This is a genomic window from Achromobacter sp. ES-001 (assembly GCF_019448355.1).
GTDB classification, from domain to species: Bacteria; Pseudomonadota; Gammaproteobacteria; order Burkholderiales; family Burkholderiaceae_B; genus Achromobacter; species Achromobacter spanius_B.
Genome location: NZ_CP079940.1, coordinates 4,502,157 through 4,522,418 on the forward strand (window position 1 = coordinate 4,502,157; position 20,262 = coordinate 4,522,418).

At 65.8% G+C, this 20,262-nt stretch carries 21 protein-coding genes and 1 pseudogene; 19 read left to right on the forward strand and 3 right to left on the reverse strand.

Annotation, left to right across the window (positions count from 1 at the left end):
- Nucleotides 1–38: 38 nt before the first annotated feature.
- From KYT87_RS20230 to KYT87_RS20305, 16 genes and pseudogenes are all read left to right on the forward strand, one after another.
- Nucleotides 39–899 (forward strand): branched-chain amino acid ABC transporter permease, encoded by an 861-nt coding sequence (locus KYT87_RS20230; protein ID WP_046804809.1) that lies wholly within the window; start codon nucleotides 39–41, stop codon nucleotides 897–899.
- Complete coding sequence (locus KYT87_RS20235; RefSeq protein WP_104144126.1) at nucleotides 896–1,873, forward strand: branched-chain amino acid ABC transporter permease; 978 nt, start codon at nucleotides 896–898, stop codon at nucleotides 1,871–1,873. Before KYT87_RS20230 ends, KYT87_RS20235 begins: the two co-directional genes overlap by 4 nt.
- Nucleotides 1,866–2,606, forward strand: a complete 741-nt coding sequence (locus KYT87_RS20240; protein WP_219990704.1) for an ABC transporter ATP-binding protein — start codon at nucleotides 1,866–1,868, stop codon at nucleotides 2,604–2,606. Before KYT87_RS20235 ends, KYT87_RS20240 begins: the two co-directional genes overlap by 8 nt.
- Entirely contained in the window at nucleotides 2,603–3,316 is a 714-nt protein-coding gene (locus tag KYT87_RS20245; protein WP_219990705.1) for an ABC transporter ATP-binding protein, read from the forward strand. The genes KYT87_RS20240 and KYT87_RS20245 overlap by 4 nt, the downstream gene beginning before the upstream one ends.
- Nucleotides 3,317–3,433: 117 nt before the next feature.
- Nucleotides 3,434–4,174: a GntR family transcriptional regulator gene (locus KYT87_RS20250; protein WP_219990706.1), complete on the forward strand. Its 741-nt coding sequence runs from the start codon at nucleotides 3,434–3,436 to the stop codon at nucleotides 4,172–4,174.
- Complete coding sequence (locus KYT87_RS20255; protein WP_219990707.1) at nucleotides 4,119–5,426, forward strand: alpha/beta fold hydrolase; 1,308 nt, start codon at nucleotides 4,119–4,121, stop codon at nucleotides 5,424–5,426. Before KYT87_RS20250 ends, KYT87_RS20255 begins: the two co-directional genes overlap by 56 nt.
- Nucleotides 5,423–6,268 (forward strand): N-acyl homoserine lactonase family protein, encoded by an 846-nt coding sequence (locus KYT87_RS20260; RefSeq protein ID WP_219990708.1) that lies wholly within the window; start codon nucleotides 5,423–5,425, stop codon nucleotides 6,266–6,268. The genes KYT87_RS20255 and KYT87_RS20260 overlap by 4 nt, the downstream gene beginning before the upstream one ends.
- Before the next feature lie 101 nt (nucleotides 6,269–6,369).
- A complete protein-coding gene (locus tag KYT87_RS20265) occupies nucleotides 6,370–6,795 on the forward strand; it encodes a universal stress protein (RefSeq protein ID WP_104144132.1) in 426 nt (141 codons plus the stop codon).
- A gap of 167 nt (nucleotides 6,796–6,962) precedes the next feature.
- Nucleotides 6,963–7,418 carry a CBS domain-containing protein gene (locus KYT87_RS20270; protein WP_046804803.1) on the forward strand — a complete coding sequence of 152 codons (456 nt, stop codon included), beginning with the start codon at nucleotides 6,963–6,965 and terminating at the stop codon, nucleotides 7,416–7,418.
- Between the two features lie 28 nt (nucleotides 7,419–7,446).
- Entirely contained in the window at nucleotides 7,447–7,971 is a 525-nt protein-coding gene (locus tag KYT87_RS20275) for a hypothetical protein (RefSeq protein ID WP_219990709.1), read from the forward strand.
- Nucleotides 7,972–8,239: 268 nt separating this feature from the next.
- Nucleotides 8,240–9,127, forward strand: a pseudogene (locus tag KYT87_RS20280) (histidine kinase); the annotation flags it as partial.
- A 103-nt stretch (nucleotides 9,128–9,230) separates the two neighbouring features.
- Complete coding sequence (locus tag KYT87_RS20285; protein WP_219992740.1) at nucleotides 9,231–9,884, forward strand: response regulator transcription factor; 654 nt, start codon at nucleotides 9,231–9,233, stop codon at nucleotides 9,882–9,884.
- Nucleotides 9,885–10,062: 178 nt separating this feature from the next.
- On the forward strand, nucleotides 10,063–10,797 hold the full coding sequence (locus KYT87_RS20290) for a helix-turn-helix domain-containing protein (RefSeq protein ID WP_046804799.1): 735 nt from the start codon (nucleotides 10,063–10,065) through the stop codon (nucleotides 10,795–10,797).
- A 104-nt stretch (nucleotides 10,798–10,901) separates the two neighbouring features.
- The gene (locus tag KYT87_RS20295) at nucleotides 10,902–11,402 is read left to right on the forward strand and encodes an RNA polymerase sigma factor (RefSeq protein WP_219990710.1); all 501 of its coding nucleotides are present in this window, start codon (nucleotides 10,902–10,904) and stop codon (nucleotides 11,400–11,402) included.
- Nucleotides 11,389–12,465, forward strand: a complete 1,077-nt coding sequence (locus tag KYT87_RS20300; protein WP_219990711.1) for a FecR family protein — start codon at nucleotides 11,389–11,391, stop codon at nucleotides 12,463–12,465. The genes KYT87_RS20295 and KYT87_RS20300 overlap by 14 nt, the downstream gene beginning before the upstream one ends.
- Nucleotides 12,466–12,682: 217 nt before the next feature.
- The gene (locus KYT87_RS20305) at nucleotides 12,683–15,109 is read left to right on the forward strand and encodes a TonB-dependent receptor (RefSeq protein ID WP_240433942.1); all 2,427 of its coding nucleotides are present in this window, start codon (nucleotides 12,683–12,685) and stop codon (nucleotides 15,107–15,109) included.
- A gap of 32 nt (nucleotides 15,110–15,141) precedes the next feature.
- Here KYT87_RS20305 and KYT87_RS20310 read toward each other — a convergent pair whose 3' ends face one another.
- Nucleotides 15,142–16,074, reverse strand: coding sequence for an MBL fold metallo-hydrolase (locus KYT87_RS20310; protein ID WP_219990712.1), 933 nt, complete (start codon nucleotides 16,072–16,074; stop codon nucleotides 15,142–15,144).
- Nucleotides 16,075–16,307: 233 nt separating this feature from the next.
- On the opposite strand from KYT87_RS20310, the gene KYT87_RS20315 reads away from it, so the two are divergent.
- From KYT87_RS20315 to KYT87_RS20325, 3 genes are all read left to right on the forward strand, one after another.
- A complete protein-coding gene (locus KYT87_RS20315; RefSeq protein WP_219990713.1) occupies nucleotides 16,308–17,180 on the forward strand; it encodes an RNA polymerase sigma-70 factor in 873 nt (290 codons plus the stop codon).
- A gap of 135 nt (nucleotides 17,181–17,315) precedes the next feature.
- Nucleotides 17,316–17,732 carry a cupin domain-containing protein gene (locus KYT87_RS20320; RefSeq protein ID WP_046804794.1) on the forward strand — a complete coding sequence of 139 codons (417 nt, stop codon included), beginning with the start codon at nucleotides 17,316–17,318 and terminating at the stop codon, nucleotides 17,730–17,732.
- Between the two features lie 230 nt (nucleotides 17,733–17,962).
- Complete coding sequence (locus tag KYT87_RS20325) at nucleotides 17,963–19,063, forward strand: LysR family transcriptional regulator (RefSeq protein WP_082134468.1); 1,101 nt, start codon at nucleotides 17,963–17,965, stop codon at nucleotides 19,061–19,063.
- On the opposite strand, the gene KYT87_RS20330 is transcribed toward KYT87_RS20325, so the two are convergent.
- The gene (locus KYT87_RS20330; protein WP_219990714.1) at nucleotides 18,955–19,710 is read right to left on the reverse strand and encodes an SDR family oxidoreductase; all 756 of its coding nucleotides are present in this window, start codon (nucleotides 19,708–19,710) and stop codon (nucleotides 18,955–18,957) included. The genes KYT87_RS20325 and KYT87_RS20330 overlap by 109 nt on opposite strands.
- A 10-nt stretch (nucleotides 19,711–19,720) precedes the next feature.
- Nucleotides 19,721–20,200, reverse strand: a complete 480-nt coding sequence (locus KYT87_RS20335) for a carboxymuconolactone decarboxylase family protein (protein ID WP_120156526.1) — start codon at nucleotides 20,198–20,200, stop codon at nucleotides 19,721–19,723.
- Nucleotides 20,201–20,262: the final 62 nt, after the last annotated feature.

Here is a 20,262-nt window from a genome sequence, read left to right on the forward strand (position 1 = left end):
ACACAAGCAAGCTTACGAACCAAGCACAAGGGACAGTCATGCAATTCTTGCAGGCGCTGGTGGACGGCATGTTGCTGGGCGGCGTGTACGCGGTCATCTCGATCGGGTTGACGCTGGTCTTCGGGGTGGTGTCCATCGTCAATTTCGCCCAGGCCGAGTTCCTGATGGTGGGCATGTTCGTCGCCTACTTCGCCTGGAAGCTGCTCGGGCTGGACCCGCTGCTGGGGTCCTTGCTGTCATTCGCGGTGGCCTTCGTGCTGGGCGTGCTGACGCAAAAGTTCCTGATCAACCGGGTATTGAAGGCGCCGGCGGTGGCGCAGATATTCCTGACGGTGGGCCTGCTGATCGTCATGGAGAACCTGGCGCTGATCCTGTTCGGCTCGGAATTCCGCTCGGTGCAGACGCCGTATCAGATGACGGCGCTGGCGGTTGGCCCGATTCTGCTGAGCGCACCGTACCTGCTGGCCTTCACGGTGGCGTCGGTGGCCGGGTTGACGCTGTGGTGGGTGCTGAAGAAAACGTGGTGGGGCATGGCGGTGCGCGCCACGGCGCAGGACCCGATGGCGGCGCGGCTGTCGGGCATTTCCACGCATCGCGTGCATCAGCTGGCCTTCGGGCTGGGCGTGGGCCTGACGGCATTGGGCGGCGGCATCATCCTGCCCTACCTGACGGCGTCCACCACCGTCGGCGCGCAGTTCAGCGTGCTGATGTTCACGGCGGTAGTGCTGGGCGGGCTGGGCAGCGTGCTGGGCGCGGTGGTCGGCGGCATCGCGGTCGGCGTGATCCAGTCGCTGTCGTCGCTGGTGCTGCCCATGCAACTGCAAAACCTGGTGCTGTTCGCCATCTTCATCCTCGTCCTGGCCGTGCGCCCGGAAGGTCTTTTGAAAAGGGCTGCATGATGGCGACGACTCGACAATTCCTGCCATGGGCCGCGTTGTTTGCCGTTGCGCTGGGCGCGCCGTGGCTGATGCAAGACCAGGGCTACGGCATTCGCGTGCTGACGCTGGTGCTGCTGTTTGCCGCCATGGGGCAGTCCTGGAACATCGTGGGCGGGCTGGCCAACCAGATATCGTTAGGGCACGCCGCCTTCTTCGGGCTAGGCGCCTATACCTCCACCCTGCTGCTGCTGCGCTACGGCATTTCTCCCTGGCTGGGCATCGTGGCGGCAATGGCCGTTGCCGCAGTGGCGGGCGCGCTGCTCAGCCTGCCGACCATGCGGCTGCGCGGCCATTATTTCGCGCTGGCCACGCTGGCGTTCGGCGAGGTGCTGCGCGCGGTGGCCAACACCTGGGCATCGGTGACGGGCGGGCCGGTAGGCCTGTCGATTCCGTTTGCTGAAGGCGTGGCGCAGATGCAGTTCAAGTCCAGCATCCCCTACTACTACCTGATGCTGGGCGCCGCGTTGGTCACGTCGGTGGTCTTCGCGCTGATCAGCCATTCGCGCCTGGGCTACCGCCTGCGCGCCGTGAAGGCCAACCCGCAGGCGGCGGAAGTCATCGGCGTGAACACCGCACAAACGCGCATACTTGCCGCCGTGATCTCGGCGGCGTTGATGGGCGCCTGCGGCACGCTGTACGCACAGTTCATCTATTTCTTCGACCCCGACACGGTGTTTTCGCTGGTGGGCATCTCGGTGCGCGTGGCGCTCATCTGCATCATCGGCGGCGTGGGCACGGTGGCCGGCCCGCTGATCGGCGCGCTGGTCATCATCCCCCTGGAAGAAGTGTTCAACGACTGGCTCTCGGGCCACACGGCGGGCGTATCGCAACTGGCCTTCGGGCTGATCCTGATCGCCATCATCCTGATCGAGCCGCGCGGCCTGTCGGCGCTATGGACGCGGCTGCGCAACCTGACGCGGGGCCAGCATGCCTGACATCCTGAAGGTATCGAACGTGCAGCGCCGCTTTGGCGGTTTGAAGGCCGTGGACGATGTGTCGTTCAGCGTGGCGCGCGGCGACATCCTGGGCCTGATCGGCCCGAACGGCGCGGGCAAGACCACGCTGTTCAACCTGCTAGTTGGCCTATATGCCAGCCAGGGCGGCCGCATTGAATTGGACGGTGTAGACGTCAGCGGCCTGCGCCCCCATCAGATCGCGGCGCGCGGCATGACCAAGACTTTTCAGAACGTGGCGCTGTTTCCCGAAATGACGGTGCTGGACAACGTGCTGGTGGGCGGCCTGCTGCGCCACGACGTGCCGCGCGCGCGCCAGGTCGCCCGCGACAACCTGGACCGCGTCGGCCTGTCCGCCATTGCCGCCAAGCCGGCCGGCGAGCTGTCGTTTCCCGAGCAGGCCCGGGTAGAGCTGGCGCGTGCGCTGTGCACCGACCCCAAGGTGTTCTTGCTGGACGAGGTGATGGCGGCGCTGAACGAATCCGAAATGGATGCCCTGCTGGATCTGATCCGCACGCTGCGCGACGAGGCGGGCATCACCTTCATCGTGGTGGAACATCACATGCGCGCCATCATGCGGCTGTGCAACCGCATCCTGGTGCTGTCGTTCGGCCAGAAAATTGCCGAGGGCAGCCCCGCCGAGATCGCGTCGAACCCGACGGTGATCGAGGTCTACCTGGGCAAATCCTTGGAACAGTCGGAGGCGGCGGCATGAGCCTGTTGCAGATCCAGAACCTGACCGCCGCCTATGACCGCAGCCCGGTGCTGCACGAGGTGTCGCTGGACGTGCCCGAAGGCGGCTTCATCGCGGTGGTGGGCGCCAATACGGCGGGCAAGAGCACGCTGCTGCGCTGCATATCAGGGCTGCTGGACAAGGTCAGCGGCAGCATTCTTTTCGACGGCCGCGACATCCTGCGCTTGCCGCCGCACCGCATTCCGGAACTGGGCATCGCCCACGTGCCCGAAGGCCGCCACGTCTTTCCTGACATGACGGTAGAAGAAAACCTGTACCTGGGTGGCTACACGCGCCGCCGCGACATGGCGGGCCTGAGGCGCGGTTGCGACCGCGTCTACGCCCTGTTTCCCCGGCTGCTTGAACGGCGCCGCCAGGCCGCCGGCACGCTGTCCGGGGGCGAGCAGCAGATGGTGGCCTTTGGCCGCGCGCTGATGCTGGAGCCCCGGTTGTTGCTGCTGGACGAGCCCAGCCATGGCCTGGCGCCCAAGATCGTCGAGGAAATGCACCAGGCCATGATCGACATCCACCGCAGCGGGCTGACCATCTTGCTGGTGGAACAGAACACGCGCCTGGCGCTGTCGGTGGCCGAACACGCCTACGTGCTGCAATCGGGGACGATGGTGCTGTCCGGCCACAGCGGCGCGCTGTTGGAAGACAGCCGTGTGCGCGCGGCGTACCTGGGGTTATAGCGATGGCCTGCCGGCGGGATATATTGCGTCTTTACGTTGAACCGGCGGTGCGCCGCGGCCGGGCCAAAAGGCCCTGTCGCCGCCTGCGCGCACCGCTACGCAAAGCGAGAGACAGCCATGCCCCCTAACGGCGCAGTATTTGAAAAACCGACCACCCTGCGCACCCGCGTCGAGGAATTCCTGCGCGCCTCCATCATGGACGGGCGCATCAAGGGCGGCGAACGCCTGCGCGAAGCCGAACTGTGCGAACAGCTGAACATCAGCCGCAGCACGCTGCGCGAGGCGTTGCGCACATTGGAAGCCGAACGGCTGATTTCCATCGAACCGCATCGCGGCCCGACGGTGGTGCGCATCACCGAGAAGGCCGCGCGCGATTTGTATTCGCTGCGCGCGCTGCTGGAAGGCTTTGCCGCGCATGAATTCGCGCGGCTGGCCAGCGACGCCGACGTCGAGCGCCTGCGCAAGGCGGTGGACGCGCTGCACCGCCAGGCCAAGGGCGGCAACAAGTCCGCCTTGCTGGCGGCCAAGCGCGATTTCTATGACGTGCTGCTGTCGGGCTGTGACAACGATCTGATCAAGGACATGCTGCCGGGCCTGCTGTCGCGCATCAATCTGCTGCGCGCCACGTCCTTCGCACGGCCGGAACGGCTGCCGGAAAGCATGGCCGAAATCGACCACATCTTCGAGCGCATCCAGGCTCGGGATGCACCAGGCGCCCAGGCCGCCGCGCAGAACCACATTGTGAATGCGGAACGCACGGCGCTTGAAGTGCTAAGGCGCCAACAAGAGGAGACATCCACCCGTGAAGGCGATCGACCAGGAACTGAGGGCCGCGACGGCCCTGGCGCAGCAGGATAGCGAATTCATCGCGGCCACCCGGGGCCTGCCCAGCGCCATCTGGCTGCAAGTGGGCGCGCAGCCGGAGGACCGCATGCTTGCCTGGGCCGGCCAACCCGCCGCCCCGTCGCAGTGCCTGGTCATCAGCGCGCCGCCGGACACATGGCGCAAGCTGCTGCAACCCGCCCCGCCACCGGGTTATCAGTCGTTTACCGCCGCGCAGCGCCAGGCCCACGGCCTGCGCGTCAAAGGCGATGCGCTGGCCATTGCGCAGGCGCTGCACGCCCTGGAACGCCTGTTCGAGATTTTGCGCGGCCAGCATGACGCGGCGCCCACCCTGCTGGACCGCAGCGCCATCGCGGGCCATTACGTCAACCTGGAGCTGGGGGTGGCTGACCGGGGCGCGACTGCCCGGGGCGCGACCGACCGGGGCACGAGCGACCGGGGCGCGAGCGACGGGGGCACCCCCCCCACCTCTCTGTACGTGGAAACCAGCGGCCTGGCGGACGGCCCGCCGCTGTTGATGCTGCACACCGCCGGCGCCGATTCGCGCCAATATCACGCGCTGATGGCCGACGCCGAGCTGCGTCGCCAATGGCGCATGATCGCCTTTGACATGCCCGGCCACGGCCGCAGCATGCCCTTGCCCGGCCAGGCCTGGACCGAAGCGGGTTTGACCCGGGACGCGTATCTGCGCACCTGTGTGGCGGTGATCCGCCAGGTGGTGGGCGCCCCCGCCGTCCTGCTGGGCTGTTCGATGGGCGCGGCGATGGCGCTGGTCGTCGCCGCCCGCAGCCCGGACGATGTGGCCGGCGTGGTGGCGCTGGAGGCGCCGTACCAGGCCAGCGGCCGGCGCACGCCGCTGCTGTGCCATCCCCAGGTCAACCAGGCGGCCCACAACCCGGCCTATGTGCGCGGCCTGATGGGCCCGGCCGCCACGCTGGGCGCGCGCCGGGACGCCGCGTGGATCTACTCGCAAGGCGGCTTCAACGTGTATGCCAACGACCTTTGGTTCTATAGCGAAGACTTCGATGCCGCCGAACACCTGGCGGGGTTGGACACGCGCCGCTTCGGCGTGTCCCTGTTGACGGGCGCCTACGACTATTCCGCCAGCCCGGACGACAGCCGCCGCGTGGCGGCGCGCATTCCCGGCGCGCGCTTCACCGAGATGCCCGAGCTGGGCCATTTCCCAATGGTTGAAAACCCGCAACGGCTGATGCAGTACTTGAAGCCTGAACTGGACCACCTGCGCGCCACCAGGGGAATTGCATGACGCTGCCGAACCACGAAGTCTATGCCTTGCGCTACGCCACCGTGGCGCGCCGTCGCAGCCAGAACTTCATTACCCCGCCCGACCCGCACGACGGTCCCATGCCGATGGATTATTTCGTCTGGGTCATCCGCCATGACAAGCGGGTGTGGCTGGTGGACACGGGCTTTAACGAGGCCGCCGCACAGGCGCGGGGCCGGGAGTTTTTGCGTTGCCCGATCGATGCGCTACATACCCTGGGCATCGCGCCCGCCGATATCCAGGATGTGATCGTCACGCACCTGCACTACGACCACGCCGGCAACATCCGCAAGCTGCCACGCGCCCGCCTGCACCTGCAAGAAAGCGAACTGCATTACGCCTGCGGCTGCAACATGCGCTTTGACATGCTGCGCCACGCCTATGCCGTTGAGGACGTGGTTGATGTGGTGCGTGGGGTATATGACAAGCGGGTGGCCTTCTACCACGGCCACGACAAAATCGCGCCCGGCCTGCAACTGCTGCACATCGGTGGCCACACGCAAGGCTTGCAGGCGGTGCGCGTGCATACGGCGCGCGGCTGGGTGGTGCTGGCCTCCGACGCCAGCCACTACTACGACAACATGGGCCTGGACGCGCCCTTTCCCATCGTGTTGAACGTGGCCGACATGCTGGCCGGCTATGACACGCTGCTGAAGTTTGCGGATTCCCCCGACCACATCGTGCCCGGCCACGACCCGCTGGTGCGCGTGCGCTACCCCGCCGTGGTGCAAGGCAATGCCGAGATCGTGGCGCTGCACCAGGCGCCTTTGCGCAATGCCGAATCGGGGACAAATTGCGCGCCCGCTTCCTCCGAGTCTGGTTAACAGAAACTTGATCCCGGTCAATGGATGCACGCGCCACGGTGCAAAGATGACATGCGCACCCACGGCCATCGGGCCGTGGGCGACCAAGATCTGGAGGCATCGTGAAAAACGTTTTGATCCCCGTGGACGGGTCCGCCAACGCGCTGCGCGCGGTTCACTACATGGTTGAGCACATCCGCGAATATGGCCCCTGCACCGTGCATCTGCTCAATGTCCAATTACCCATCGTGTCGGGCTCGGTGCTTGCATTCGTATCGCAGGAAATGATCCAGGACTACTACAACGACGAGGCCAAGACGGCATTGGCCGATGCGAAAGCGGCGCTGGACAAAGCGGGCGTCCAGTATGAAGCGAGCATGCGGGTTGGACCCATCGCCGAATCGGTCAAGGCGTATGCCACCGAGCACCAGTGCGATCACATCGTCATGGGTTCGCGCGGGCTGGGAGCGGCGGGCAGCCTGCTGCTGGGGTCTGTCGCCTTGAAGGTACTGCACGCGGTCCACATCCCGGTCACGCTGGTGAACTAGGCCGACGGCTTATCAATGCCCCGGCATGGCCGCTCATCAACTCGGCCGCCCCGCCCTTTTCGCTCGACCCTGCTTGACCCAGATCAACATTGCGGCCTGGCAGAAGGCCACTATGGAATCAACGATTCCACAGGACAGGATACGGCCCCGCCATTCCGGAGAACACCATGCTTGCGCGCGATCTCATGACCCCCGCCCCCTTTTGCGTGACCGCCAGAACCCCTGTATCGCAGATCATGCATGCCCTGCTGGACCGCGAGATCAGCGCCGTGATGGTGCTGGGCGACGACGGCGCCTTGATGGGAATCGTCAGTGAGGGCGACTTGGTCCGTCGCAAAGACAGCGGGCATCAGAAAAAGCTGGATCATTGGCTGGCGGCGCTGGCGGAAGGCGAGTCGCTGAATCTGGATTTCCTGCACAGCCTGCAACTCAGCGAGCAAACCGCCGCCAACGTGATGAGCAGCCCTGCCATCACGGTGCGGGAAACGGCCGGCGTGGCCGAGATTGCGGACGTGCTGCTCACGCATGGGATCAAGCGCGTGCCCGTCACGCGCGAAGGAAAGTTGGTGGGCGTGGTCAGCCGGCGCGACATCCTGCGCGCGCTGCTGGCTCAGGAAACATGATGCCGCTCGGGCGGCAAGGGGCCTGACCATGGGACGCATCGGCATTTTCTTTTATTCACGCACCGGCACCGGACGCATGGTGGCCCAGCGCCTGGCATCGGTCAGCGGCTGGCCCGCTTACGAAATCCGCGATGTCTCGCCGCGCGTGGGGTTGCAGGGCGATCTGCGCTGCGTGCTGGACGTTCTGCTCAAGCGCAGCCCGCCGTTTCGTTACGACGGCCCCGCGCCGGACCAGTTTGAACACGTGGTGCTGATCGCGCCCGTGTGGATGCGGGCGCTGGCGGCGCCCATGCGCTCGTTCCTGACAGCGCACGGCCGGTTAATCCGGGCGTACTCGGTGATCTGCGTCATGTCCGGATATGGCGGGTTCCGCGCGGTGGACGATATGGTCCGCGCCGCGGGAGCCAAGCCTCGCTCTGTGCTGCTGTTGAAGGAGTCCGACGTTCTGGCCGAGGAATGCGATGCGTCCCTTTGCCGCTTTCGCGAGCAGACGCTGGCTGCCCCGGGCCCGGGCGGCTGGAACGACCCGCTGCTGCCCTCGATCGACGTCTGACGCCTGCCCCTGACGCTTCGGCCGGGCGGCGTCATCGTTCGTACGTACTAGTGCGCATTTCGCACTGCGCAGCGCGCATGGCGCGGTGTCGTGATGTCTATGGATTCGCGCAGTAATGTGTGCTGCAATGATTTGTCGCCGTTCAAGGCCAAGTCGGGGCTTCGCACATTTTGCAATGACGCCATCGCCTATCGCCCCGCCGCTGCTGGACATCATCCAGTCCGCTACCGAGCCGATCATCACGATCGACGAGCATCAACGCATCGTGATGTTCAACCCGGCGGCCGAACGCGTGTTTCTATGCCAGGCCCGACAGGCCATCGGCGCCAGCCTGGACATCCTGATACCCGTGCGCTTTCGCGCGGTTCACGCCAAGCACGTCAGCCGATTCAAGGATACGGGCATGTCGGATCGGCAGATGGGCCTGGGCGCGCCGCTATGGGGTCTGCGTTCCAACGGCGAAGAATTCCCGATGGAAGCGTCCATCTCGCAAACCCGGACCGACGCCGGCGTATTCCTGTCCATCTTCCTGCGCGACATCACAGAACGCCAACGCATCGACCAGGCCCTGCGCGCCTCGCGCGACGAGTTGACGCGGCTGTCCAACGCCTTGCTGCATGTGCGCGAACAGGAAAAGAAACACATCGCACGCGAGCTGCACGACGACCTGGGCCAGAGCCTCACGGCGCTGACCATGGAACTGGCCCAACTGGAAGCCGGGCTGGCGCCGGAGGACATAGGCGCCCGCGAGCGGGTGCGCGCCATGCGTCGGGTGATCAAGGCGACCTTCGCTTCGCTGCGGCGCATTGCCTCGGACCTGCGGCCCGTCATGCTGGATGACCTGGGTCTGGCCGCCGCGGTGGAATGGTTGGTCGCCAATTTTGTGTCGCGCTATGGCATCGACACCCATGCCGACATACGCATGGGGCCGGCCGAACCCTCCAAGCGTGTCGCCACGACGCTGTTTCGGGTGGTTCAGGAAGCGCTGACCAATATCGCCAAGCATGCCCAGGCCCCGCAGGTGCGTGTCCAACTTTCTTGCGACCAAACGCACTGCAAACTGACGGTGCAAGACAACGGCGTGGGCGCGACGCCGGAAAGCCTGACCAAGAAGCTGCCCCTGTCGCTGGGGCTGCAAGGCATACGCGAGCGCGTGCGGCTGCTTAACGGAGAAGTCACCATCAACACCCGGAAAAAAGGCGGATTCCGGCTGCAGCCGACGTGCCCGCGCAGCATCCCGAGTCCCCATGGGAGGAATCGTGATTACCGTCATGCTGGCAGACGATCACACCTTGCTGCGGGAAGGCCTTCGGCGCCTGCTGGAGCAGGCGGGCGACATCCTGGTTCAAGGCGAAGCGGCAAACGGCGTCGAAGCGATGCAGTTGCTGCGGCAACATCAGGGGGATCTGCTGGTGCTGGACATGTCGATGCCGGGCCGCGACGGCGTGGAACTGATCCGGCAAATCAAAAATGCGCATCCGACGCTGCCCATCCTTGTGCTGACCATGCATGGTGAACAGCAGTACGCCGTGCAGGCGATCAAGGCGGGGGCGGCGGGATACCTGACCAAGGACAGCGCCGCCGAAGAACTGGTGCAGGCGGTGCGAAAAGTGGCGGCGGGGGGGCGCTACCTGAGTCCCTTGCTGGCCGAGAGCATCGCATTCGAGCGGCACGGCCAGACCGGCGACCTGCCGCATTCGTTGTTGTCCGATCGCGAACTCTCCGTGTTCCGTTACCTGGCTTCCGGCCTGGACAACTCAGACATCGCGCGGCGCTTGTTCCTTAGCGTCAAGACCGTCAGCACCTACAAGAGCCGGATCCTGGTCAAGATGAGCCGGCGCAACCAGACCGACCTGGTGCGTTATGCCATCCGGCATCGCCTGATCGACGATCACGACCCGCCGGATGACTAAGTGCACCGTGTAGGAATATTCCTACGCGCGTCAGGCTTCTTCGGCGTCAACTGATGAGCCGCGCTGATAGCCGGAGGCCGGCAAGACTTCCATACTACGGTCGAGCCTGCGGGTGTGAGCAGCGCTCTGATCCTCGGACGAGGAAAGTCCCGTCGTTCCAACCTAGCGAGATGCCGCCATGGACGCTGCCCTTGTCAGTCCCAGCAACATCGCATGGCAGCCCGCCATGCCTTCCGCTTGCCAGACGTGCTCGGCCGAACGCTTCTGCCGTCCGGTGGGGCAAGCCGAACCGTCTTCCATGTTCCCCGTGAACCGTAGCCGCAAGGTGATTCATCGCGGCGAATCCGTCTACCGGACCGGAGACGCGTTGCAGAATTTCTTCCTGCTGCGTTCGGGATCGGTCAAGATGCGGGTCACCAACTCCTCGGGGCTGGAGCAGATCACCGCGTTCCCGGTTGCCGGCGCCATGCTGGGGTTGGATGGCATCGAAACGGGTCACCATACCTGCGACGCCATCGCCCTGGAAGATTCACTGGTTTGCGTGCTGCCGTTCGCCGATCTGATGCGCAACTGCCGCGACGACTTTGGCGCGGCCCAGCATTTCAACCGTTTGATCGCCCACGACACCAACCAGTACTGCCGGCTGCTGCTGACCCTGGGTTGCATGTCGGCGGAAGAACGGGTGGCAGGCTTCCTGATCGGCATTTCCGAACAAATGTCCGCCAGCGGTTATTCGCCCATGGCCTTCACGCTGAAGATGACGCGCGAGGACATCGCCAACCATCTGGGCATGAAGGTCGAGACCGTCTGCCGGGTGTTTTCGCGGCTACAGGAAGCGGCATTGGTGCAGGTGCGCAAACGGCAACTGGAGATCCGTAACGTAGACGCGCTGCGCAAGATGAGTTGCGGTTAGCGGGTCGCGCGGCGCCGGTGCGCCGTCCATCACGGCAGTTGACCGAAAGACGCAAATGCATATTAGAATCAATAACTTTTCATTTGCCCAAGCGTTTCTCTCTCATGTCCCACCCTCCCAAGGCCAGGAAAGACTGGCTCGCCCATTACGCGGAGATGATCGGCAAATGGCGCGGGCGGGGGCACGAGGATGGCGAGGACGCCATGCACGACACCGTGGTGGGCATGCTTGAAGGCGACGTCGCGGCAATTTATGATCCCCGCGCCTACCTGTCGCGCGGCACCTCGAACCGGCTGGTCAGCAAGCATCGGCATGTGAGCACGCTGGAAATCACGTCGCTGGACGACATGGCGCGCAGCGACCACCCCGCCACGCCGCCCGCCGATGACGGCGTGCGGTTTCAGCAACTGGCCGACGAACTTACCCGCGCACTGGAAGACCTGCCCCCTAAGTGCCGGCACGTCTATCTGCGATGCCGGCTGGAAGGCTGGACGCATACCGAGATCGCGCAAGAAATGGGCCTGTCGCGCAGCATGGTGGAAAAATACATGACGCGCTCGGTGCGTCACATCAACGAACGGCTGCAACACCATGCCCCACTCTGAAACCGGCTACCCGAACCCCGGCCACGGTGGCGGCGACCCCGGGCACCCGCGCATGCCGCCGCGCAATGGCGACGGCGGCAGCGATGGCAGCGACGCGCTGGACCATCCCGCCGACGCCGCCCACTGGTTTGCGCGCATGCAGTCCGGCGAAGTCACCGCCGCGGACCGGCAGGCCTTCGCGGCCTGGCGCGATGCCAGCCCCGACAACGACCGCGATTACCGCCGCCTGAGCGCCCAATGGGACGCCGTGCTGTCGCTGCCGCAGGCGCGCCTGCGCGGCTTGATGGACGCCTCGCTGACGGCGCCCCGCCCGCCCGCGATGTCGCGGCGGCGCTTTGGGCTACGGGTGGCGGCGGCCTGTGCGGTGCCGCTGGTGGCCGGCTTGGTGGCGGCGCCGTTCGTCTTTGACGGCAACGACACGCTGGTCAATTACGCCACGCGCAAGAATGAGCGGCGCGAGGTCACCTTGCCGGACGGCTCGGTGCTGAGCCTGAACGGCGACACTCGCGTGGCGGCCCGTTTTGGCACGGGGGAGCGGCGCGTGGAACTGGAACAGGGCGAGGCATTTTTCGATGTGCGGCACGATACGTCGCGCCCGTTCGTGGTGGTCGGCGGGCTGGGGCAAGTCACCGTGACGGGCACCCGGTTCAATGTGCGGCGCGACAGCGACCGTTTGCAGGTCAGCGTGGAATCCGGGTCCGTGCGTTTGCAGACGGGGTCCTGGTGGCGCCGGCACGAACGCCGGCTGAGCGCCGGCCAGCAAGCCGTTGCCTACCCGGGCAGCACGTTAAGCGAGGTCGCCGCCGTCAATGTGCAGGACCTGACGGCGTGGCAGCGCGGCAAGATCATATTCAACAACGTGCCGCTGGCCACCGTCATCAGCGAGATGAACCGCTACCTGCCCCGGCCCGCCAGCCTGGACGCCCCGGCGCTGGCGCAACACCGCGTGTCCGGCATCTTCAGCGTGGACGACCCGCTGGCGATGATCGATGCGCTGCCGGCCATTGCCCCCGTCACGCTGGACCGCCAACAGGACGGCGCGATACGCATCGTGGCGCGTTGAGGGGGAGGCGCTGATCCACGGGTCAGCCGATCCGCTGGTCCCGGGCGCGCCGGCCCTTTTGTAACACACCGGTTACACAATAATATCGATTCTTATTCCGGTTTTCGTGGGGCTCATGCGTCTAGATAGGAAGGGGCCGACCGCCCCAGGGCACCCTGCCCGATTCCGTTGAAACCGGCGCGCCGTGCGGGCGCGCCTTCCACCCGAGCTACCGATCTTGAAACCCGTATCTGCCCGACCCGCTTTGCGAGTGCCCTCGCGCGTGCCCTCGCGCGTGGTTCTCAGCGCGCTTGCATTCTCGCTATCGCTTGCCTTCGGCATGGCACCCGCCGCGCACGCGCAGGAAGCCCCCGTCAGCGTCAACATTGCCGCGCAGCCGCTGGGCGACGCGCTGTTGCAGCTGGGCTCGCAGACTTCCTTGCAGATCTTTTATTCGCAGGACATTCTTGCCGGCCAGCAGGCACGCGCCCTGTCGGGCAAGCTGTCGCCCGAAGACGCGCTGCGCCAGCTGTTGCAGGGCACCGGCATCGAGTACACGCGCAACGGCAACAACGTCACGCTGTCGCGCCCCGGCACGGCCGGCGGCACCGTGCAGCTTGAAGCGGTGACCGTCACCGCCGGCATTCTGGGCGAGCTGGCCCCGCCCTTTACCGGCGGGCAGCTTGCCACCGGCGGCAGCCTGGGCGTGCTGGGTTCGGAAGACGTGATGGACACGCCGTTCAGCACCGTGAACTACACGTCCGAACTGCTGTACGACCAACAGGCCCGCACGCTGGCCGACGTGGTGGTCAACGACGCGTCGGTGCGCACGTTGACCTCAAGCGGCGGCTTTGGCGAAGACTTCCAGATCCGCGGCTTTGCCGTGGGCAGCGGCGACGTCAGCGTGAACGGCCTGTATGGCCTGGTGTCGTCCAGCCGCGTGCCGGTGCAGATCCTGGAACGCGTGGAAGTGCTCAAGGGCCCCGGCGCCTTCATGCGCGGCATTCCGCCCAACGGCAGCATCGGTGGCGCGATCAACGTGGTGACCAAGCGCGCCGAAGACGAACCGCTGGCGCGCGCCACGCTGGGCTACGCCAGCAAGGCCAACTTCACCGGCCAACTGGACCTGGCCCGCCGCTTTGGCGAAGACAACGCCTGGGGCCTGCGCTTTAACGGCGTCAAGCGCGGGGGTGAATCCACGTTGCGCGACGGCAAGCAAGGCCTGGACATGGGCGCGCTGGGCATCGACTATCGCGGCGCGCGGCTGCGCTGGTCAGCCGACGCCATCCACCAGGAAGACGTGATCGAGAATTTCCGCTCGCAGATCGGCTGGCAGGCCAACGTGACCGAGCTGCCCTCGCCGCCCGACGGCGACATCAACTTCTACCCCGGCACGCGTCTGTCGCAGCGCGACAGCACGATCATGTCGCGCCTGGAATATGACTTCACCGACAACCTGACCGGCCACATCGCGGCGGGCTATCGCGACGGCAAGGTGCGGCAGATTTTCCCCGTCACCGTCAACATGGCCGGCGCGCGCCAGTCGGTGGACCAGGACGGCAATTTCAACGTCATGACGACGTACTACGACTCGTACTCGAAAACGCGCAGCGGCGACGCCGGCCTGACCGCGCGCTTTGCCACGGGCCCGGTCAATCACCGCGTGACGCTGGGCGCGACCTACATGAAGCAGGAATTGGGCAACGCCTATTCCACCGGGTCGGCCATCGTGGCGTCCAACATCTACGACCCCACGCCCATTCCCGACGGCCCCGCCGTGCGCCTGACGCCGCAAAAAGCGTCCGACACCACGCTGACCAGCTTTGCGCTGGCCGACACGCTGTCCTTTGCGCAGGACCGCATCCTGTTGACGGCCGGCATCCGCCACCAGGTCGTGGACGTAGACAGCTACAACACCGCCGGCGCGCGCACCAGCGGCTACCGGGCCAGCGCCAACTCGCCCATCGGCGGCATCGTCGTCAAGCCGCTGCAGAACGTGTCGGTCTACGCCAACTTCACCGAAGGCCTGACGCGCGGCACGATCGTGGGCGACACCTACGAAAACCGTGGCGCGGTGCTGGCGCCCTACAAGTCCAAGCAGTATGAAACCGGCGTGAAGGTGGACTGGGACGGCAACATCATCACCACCCTGTCGCTCTTTCAGATTGCGCGCCCGTCCGGCCAGGCCGACGACAGCAACGTCTACGGCTACTTCGGCGAACAGCGCAACCGTGGCCTGGAACTGACCGGCTACGGCGAACTGGTGCGCGGACTGCGCCTGATGGCCAGCGCCGCCTTCATCGACAGCGAACTGACCAAGACGCCCGGCGGCGTCAGCCAGGGCAACCGCCCGGCCGGCGTGCCCGCCAGCACCTACAACCTGGGGCTGGACTGGGACACGCCATGGGTGCAGGGCCTGAGCCTGAACGGCCGCGCCATCCGCACATCGTCGGTCTACTTGAACAACGCCAACACGCTGCGCCTGCCCGGCTACACGCGCTTTGACCTGGGCGCGCGCTACGCGACGCAGATCGCCGGCAAGGACGTCGTGTTCCGCGCCAACGTCGAAAACGTGGCCGACAAGAAGTACTGGCTGGCCTCGGGCTCTTTCGTGACGAACGCGGCGGGTCGCACGTATATGTTGTCGGCGTCGATCAACTACTGATGCGTTAAGGCAGACCGGGCGACGCGCGGCGATCAGAAATCCCAAATCACCGGGACCCAGCGAAACGCGTCGCCCGCCACCGCAATCCGGCCCACCGACGGGAACGGCAAGTGGGCGGCCACCAGCAGCCCACGGTTTTCCGCAAGCTCGCGGAACAGCCCGATGCGAACTTGGGCGGATACGTCGGGGTCGTGCTCAAAGCCGTTGTGCCAGTCCGGGTGGTCAAAGCCCACGGGAAACATCGCGTCGCCCGCAAAGGTCAGGCGTTCGCCGCCCGAGACCAGATCGACCACGCTGTGGCCTGGCGTATGGCCACCGGTGACGCGCACCGTCACGCCCGGCGCCACCTGATGCTTGTCGTCGAACAGGCGCAGCCGGTCGCGGTATTCGTTATAGAACGCGGTGGCCGTGGTACGCAGCACGTCGGGCACCGGCTTGGGCATCACCGTCTGCGAAAAGTCGGGCGACGTCCAGAACGCGACCTCGGCAGCCGCCACGTGGATGCGCACGTCCGGGCGCAGACGCTTTTTCACATCGTCCACCAGCAGGCCGCCAACATGGTCCATGTGCATGTGGGTGATGATCACGTCCGTCACGGATTCCAGCGCAATGCCCGCGCAAGCGAGCCGCTGCGGAAACAGCCCGGCACGCGGGAAGCCGGGAAACTGCCCGCCCAGGCCTGCGTCGATCAAGATGGTTTGCTCGCCGCTGCGGGCCACCATCACGTTCAGTGGCCAGTCGAACGCATCGGGCGGCATGAACATGTGGTCCAGCCAGTCCGCCAGGTCGGCGGGGTCGGCGTTGGTGGCCATCGTGGACGTGGGCAGGGGCAGGACGCCGTCACTGACGACCATCGCGTCGATGTCGCCGATGCGTACCGCGTAACGGGACGGGACCAGGTCCACGGGGGGTTGGACGCCGGCATGCGAAGGCGAGGTGGTCAGGGGGGTATCGGTGCGAAACATAACGAATCTCCTAAGTGGCTGAACAGCGTAGCCATCCTAGGCGCGGCCCCGGATGCGCGGTAGCCACGCGAGGTGAAGCGCCATGTTGCGAACGGCGCACCAATCGCTGGCGGGTGTTACGGCTTGCACACCGCGGCGCGCTGACCCATTGCCCGGCTGACCCATTGCCCCGGCAAAGTGCGGCAAAATACGCGGCTGCACGCCCCGACTTCTACCTGGCGCTTGCGTCCGACATGACCGATTCATTGCTACTTTTCGAGCGTCACCGCCCGCGCCTGTTCGCGCTGGCGTATCGCATGCTGGGCGCGGTGGCTGAGGCCGAGGACGTGGTGCAGGAAGCATGGCTGCGCTGGCACGGCGCCGACCACGCCTTGGTGGAAAACGCCGAGGCCTGGCTTGTCACGGCCACCACGCGTTTGTCCATCGACCGCCTGCGCGCGGCCAAGCTTGAACGCGCCCAGTACACGGGCGTATGGCTGCCCGAACCCATGCTGATGGCCGCGCCGTCCACGCCTGAACAGATCCACGAATTCGCGGACGATGTGTCCGTGGCGTTTCTGTTCATGTTGGAACGTCTGTCGCCCGACGCGCGCGCGGCCTTCCTGATGCACGACGTGTTCGATGCCGATTACGAAGACATCGCCGACACGCTGGGCAAGACACAGGCAGCCTGCCGCCAGCTGGTACGGCGCGCCCGGCTGCAACTGCGCCAGGGCGCGCCGCGTGAAGCCGTCTCGCGGGCGACCTTGCGCCGCTTGTTGCTGGCCTTTGCCGACGCCATGCAGCGCAGCGATTTCCACGGCTTGCATGCGCTATTAAGCGACGACGCCGAACTGATCGGCGACGGCGGTGGCAAGGCCACCGCGTTTGCGCGGCTGGTGGGTGGCAAACGGCTGGCGCAATTGTTCTACGCGGGCAAGCGCCGCTTTGGCGACGGCCTGCGCGCCGAGGTCGTAGAGATCAACGGGCAATGGACCTTGCTTCGATACATCGACGGGCAACTGGAATCGGTGCAGTCGTACGAGACGGACGGACAACGGTTGACGCGCGTGCTGGTGCAGCGCAACCCCGACAAGCTCGCGCGGATCGCAGCAGCGTTGGCATAAGGCGGTACGCGGCGATGGGGCTTTGCCGCAGCGATGGTGCGCAGCGGGCAACATGGTGATCCCTTGCGCGGCTCTACCGCCACGCCGGTCGGCACTTCTACGATGGGGCCTTGTCACATCCGCCAAGGAACGCCCATGTCGAAACTGTTCAAGCTTGCCCTGCCCCTGGCCCTGGTCGCAACCGGCGCCCTGCTGGGCAACGCCCCGGCCCAGGCCGCGCCCGCCGAACCCATCGTTACCGAACTGATGACGAAGCCGCTACCGGACATTCCCGGCAAAGACGCCTTGATGATTACGGTCGATTACCCGCCCGGCGCGGCCGACCCGATCCACCGCCACGACGCGTACAGCTTCGTCTATGTCCTGCAAGGCAGCATCATCATGCAGGTCAAGGGCGGCAAGGAAGTCACCTTGACGCCGGGCCAGACCTTCTTCGAAGGGCCGGACGATGTGCACACGGTGGGGCGCAACGCCAGCCAGACCGAACCGGCGAAGTTCGTGGTGGTGCTGATCAAGAAAAAGGGCGCCCCCGCCTTGATCCCCGTTCACTAAGCCGCCCCCCTGAGCCGGACGCGCCGGGCAGCGGGCGCCGTCCGCCCCTGCCGGGCGCAATCCGCGCCCGCGCTTGAGGCGCTTTTTGATGCGCCTTTTGACGCGCTTTTTGATGCCTCTTTGGGTGGCGCCCCATCCTAGGGAAAAACCCGAGTTTTTCCCATCCAATGTCACAGAATGGCCGCGTGCGCCGTCTTAGCCATAAGACCCACCCTTGCCGCGCCGCCACCATGTCGACACCCTTGTTTGCCCCATCGATCACTCCCTCTCCCCTTGGGCCGGATTCCCTGGCCGACAGCTTTGCCACCAGCTATGCCGGCGTGGTGGCATTCATTGCGGTGGCCGTCGAAGGCAACTTCGCCAAGGCGGGCGACCGGCTGGGCATCGGGCGGTCGGCCGTCAGCCGCAGCGTGCAGAAACTGGAAGACCAGCTGGGCACCCGGCTGTTCGTGCGCACCACGCGCAGCACGTCACTGACCGCCGAGGGGCGGCAGTTTTACGACCAGTGCCATCCCGGCGTGGCGCGTATCGTGCAAGCGCTGGATGACATGCGCGAGCTGCGCGAAGGCCCGCCGTCGGGCCACCTGCGCGTGTGTTCCACCGTGGGCTTTGGCCGCAAGGTCGTCGCGCCCCTGCTGCACGGGTTCTGCCGGGCCAACCCCGGCATTGCGGTGGACCTGCTGCTGGACGATGGGCCGACCGACTTCGCGGCGGACGGCGTTGACGTGTCGTTTCGCAATGGCCGCATGGAAGACAGCCAGGTCATCGCAAAAAAAATCATCCCCATGCAGATGCTGCTGTGCGCCTCGCCCGGCTACGCCGCCGCGCACGGCCTGCCCGCCAGCGTGGACGACATCCTGGACCACCGTGGCGTGAACTTCCGACTGGCGTCGGGCCGGATCTTTGAATGGGAATTCAAGCTGGGCGACCGCTTGCAGAAGGTGACGCCGCCCGCGATGCTGACCTTCAACGACGCCGACCTGGTGTTGCAGGCGGTGCTGGACGGCCACGGCATTGCGCAGATGGCCGCCTACCAGGTTTGCGACCATCTGCGTGCCGGCACGCTGGTGGCCTGCCTGCCGCAGCACGCGCCCGATGACCGCGGGCATTACCTGTGCTTTTTAAGCCGCCAGCATCTGCCCGCCCGCATGCGCGTGTTCATCGACTACATGACCGAGCACATCCGGGGCTCCGGCTTGCTGCCGCCCCCGGCGCCGCCCCGCTATTTCCTGACGCCCGACTGGCTGAACCAGGTGTCGAAGTCTATCGAACCCAAGCGCGCCGAGGACGCCGGCACCAGGGTGTCGTCATTGAGCAGCGCGCCGAAATAGCGCGCACCGGGGTCGGCGCGCACCGTGCGGGTATCGCCGGTCTTGTCCAGGTATCGTTGCACCAGTGTGGACAGCCGCACCTGCTCAGGCCCGGCGATTTCCACGATGCCGTTCACCGGCGGGGCCAGCGTGGCGTCCGCCATGGCCAGGGCCACGTCGTCGGACGCAATCGGCTGCACAAAGGCGGGCGAGAGCCGCACGTCGTTGCCCTGCGCGCCCGCCTGCACGATGCCGCCCAGGAATTCAAAGAACTGTGTGCTGTGGACGATGGTGTAGGGAATACCGCCCGCCTCGATCAGCGCTTCCTGCGCGATCTTGCCGCGGAAATAGCCGCTTTCGGCCAGGCGATGCGTGCCCACCACCGACAGTGCCACGTGGTGCCGCACCCCGGCGCGCGCTTCGGCGGCCAGCAGGTTGCGCCCCGACGCCTGGAAGAATTCCAGCACGGCGTCGTCTTCAAACGAGGGCGAATTGGCCACGTCGACCACGGTGTCCACGCCCACCAGCGCGCTATCCAGGCCCACGCCCGTGACGGTGTTCACGCCGGTGGCGGGCGAGGCGGCGATGGCCTCGTGGCCGCGTTCGACAAGCCGCTTCACAAGCTTGGAGCCGATCAGGCCGGTTCCGCCGATGACCAGGATTTTCATGGCGCTTTCCTTAGCTGAAGTTGGCTTTGTCCAGGCCATAGGCCTTGTCGGCCGAGCCCGGCACGGTGCGAAAGCCCACGTTCAGCCGGTTCCACCCGTTGATGGCCATGATGGCGAAGCTGAGGTCGCTGATTTCTTTTTCGGACAATTCGCCGCGTACGCGCTCGTAGATGTCGTCCGGCACGCCGTGTGCGCCCAACGTCGTCAGTGCTTCGGTCCATGCCAGGCAGGCCCGTTCGCGCGGTGAAAATTCCGTGGACTCGCGCCAGATCGCAACATGGTGCAGGCGCAATTCGCCTTCGCCACGGATCTTGGCCTCTTTCACGTGCATGTCCAGGCAGAAGCCGCAGCCGTTGATCTGGGACGCGCGGATCTCGATCAGGCCCAGGATGGACGGCTCGATCGACCCCGACTTCAACAACATGCCGAATTCGACAAACTTCTTGAACAGCGCGGGCGATTGCGCAAAAGCGTTAAGGCGTTGACTCATGGTGGCTCCGGGGGGGTTGGATTTGGGTAAGCGCGCCGCGCGGTTTCGCGGGAGGCGCGGGA

Bases quoted from the DNA above. Each gene is read 5' to 3' on its own strand.
- KYT87_RS20230 (WP_046804809.1), top strand. From the start codon at position 39: ATGCAATTCTTGCAGGCGCTGGTGGACGGCATGTTGCTGGGCGGCGTG.
- KYT87_RS20235 (WP_104144126.1), top strand. From the start codon at position 896: ATGATGGCGACGACTCGACAATTCCTGCCATGGGCCGCGTTGTTTGCC.
- KYT87_RS20240 (WP_219990704.1), top strand. From the start codon at position 1,866: ATGCCTGACATCCTGAAGGTATCGAACGTGCAGCGCCGCTTTGGCGGT.
- KYT87_RS20245 (WP_219990705.1), top strand. From the start codon at position 2,603: ATGAGCCTGTTGCAGATCCAGAACCTGACCGCCGCCTATGACCGCAGC.
- KYT87_RS20250 (WP_219990706.1), top strand. From the start codon at position 3,434: ATGCCCCCTAACGGCGCAGTATTTGAAAAACCGACCACCCTGCGCACC.
- KYT87_RS20260 (WP_219990708.1), top strand. From the start codon at position 5,423: ATGACGCTGCCGAACCACGAAGTCTATGCCTTGCGCTACGCCACCGTG.
- KYT87_RS20270 (WP_046804803.1), top strand. From the start codon at position 6,963: ATGCTTGCGCGCGATCTCATGACCCCCGCCCCCTTTTGCGTGACCGCC.
- KYT87_RS20275 (WP_219990709.1), top strand. From the start codon at position 7,447: ATGGGACGCATCGGCATTTTCTTTTATTCACGCACCGGCACCGGACGC.
- KYT87_RS20290 (WP_046804799.1), top strand. From the start codon at position 10,063: ATGGACGCTGCCCTTGTCAGTCCCAGCAACATCGCATGGCAGCCCGCC.
- KYT87_RS20295 (WP_219990710.1), top strand. From the start codon at position 10,902: ATGTCCCACCCTCCCAAGGCCAGGAAAGACTGGCTCGCCCATTACGCG.
- KYT87_RS20300 (WP_219990711.1), top strand. From the start codon at position 11,389: ATGCCCCACTCTGAAACCGGCTACCCGAACCCCGGCCACGGTGGCGGC.
- KYT87_RS20310 (WP_219990712.1), bottom strand. From the start codon at position 16,074: ATGTTTCGCACCGATACCCCCCTGACCACCTCGCCTTCGCATGCCGGC.
- KYT87_RS20315 (WP_219990713.1), top strand. From the start codon at position 16,308: ATGACCGATTCATTGCTACTTTTCGAGCGTCACCGCCCGCGCCTGTTC.
- KYT87_RS20320 (WP_046804794.1), top strand. From the start codon at position 17,316: ATGTCGAAACTGTTCAAGCTTGCCCTGCCCCTGGCCCTGGTCGCAACC.
- KYT87_RS20325 (WP_082134468.1), top strand. From the start codon at position 17,963: ATGTCGACACCCTTGTTTGCCCCATCGATCACTCCCTCTCCCCTTGGG.
- KYT87_RS20330 (WP_219990714.1), bottom strand. From the start codon at position 19,710: ATGAAAATCCTGGTCATCGGCGGAACCGGCCTGATCGGCTCCAAGCTT.
- KYT87_RS20335 (WP_120156526.1), bottom strand. From the start codon at position 20,200: ATGAGTCAACGCCTTAACGCTTTTGCGCAATCGCCCGCGCTGTTCAAG.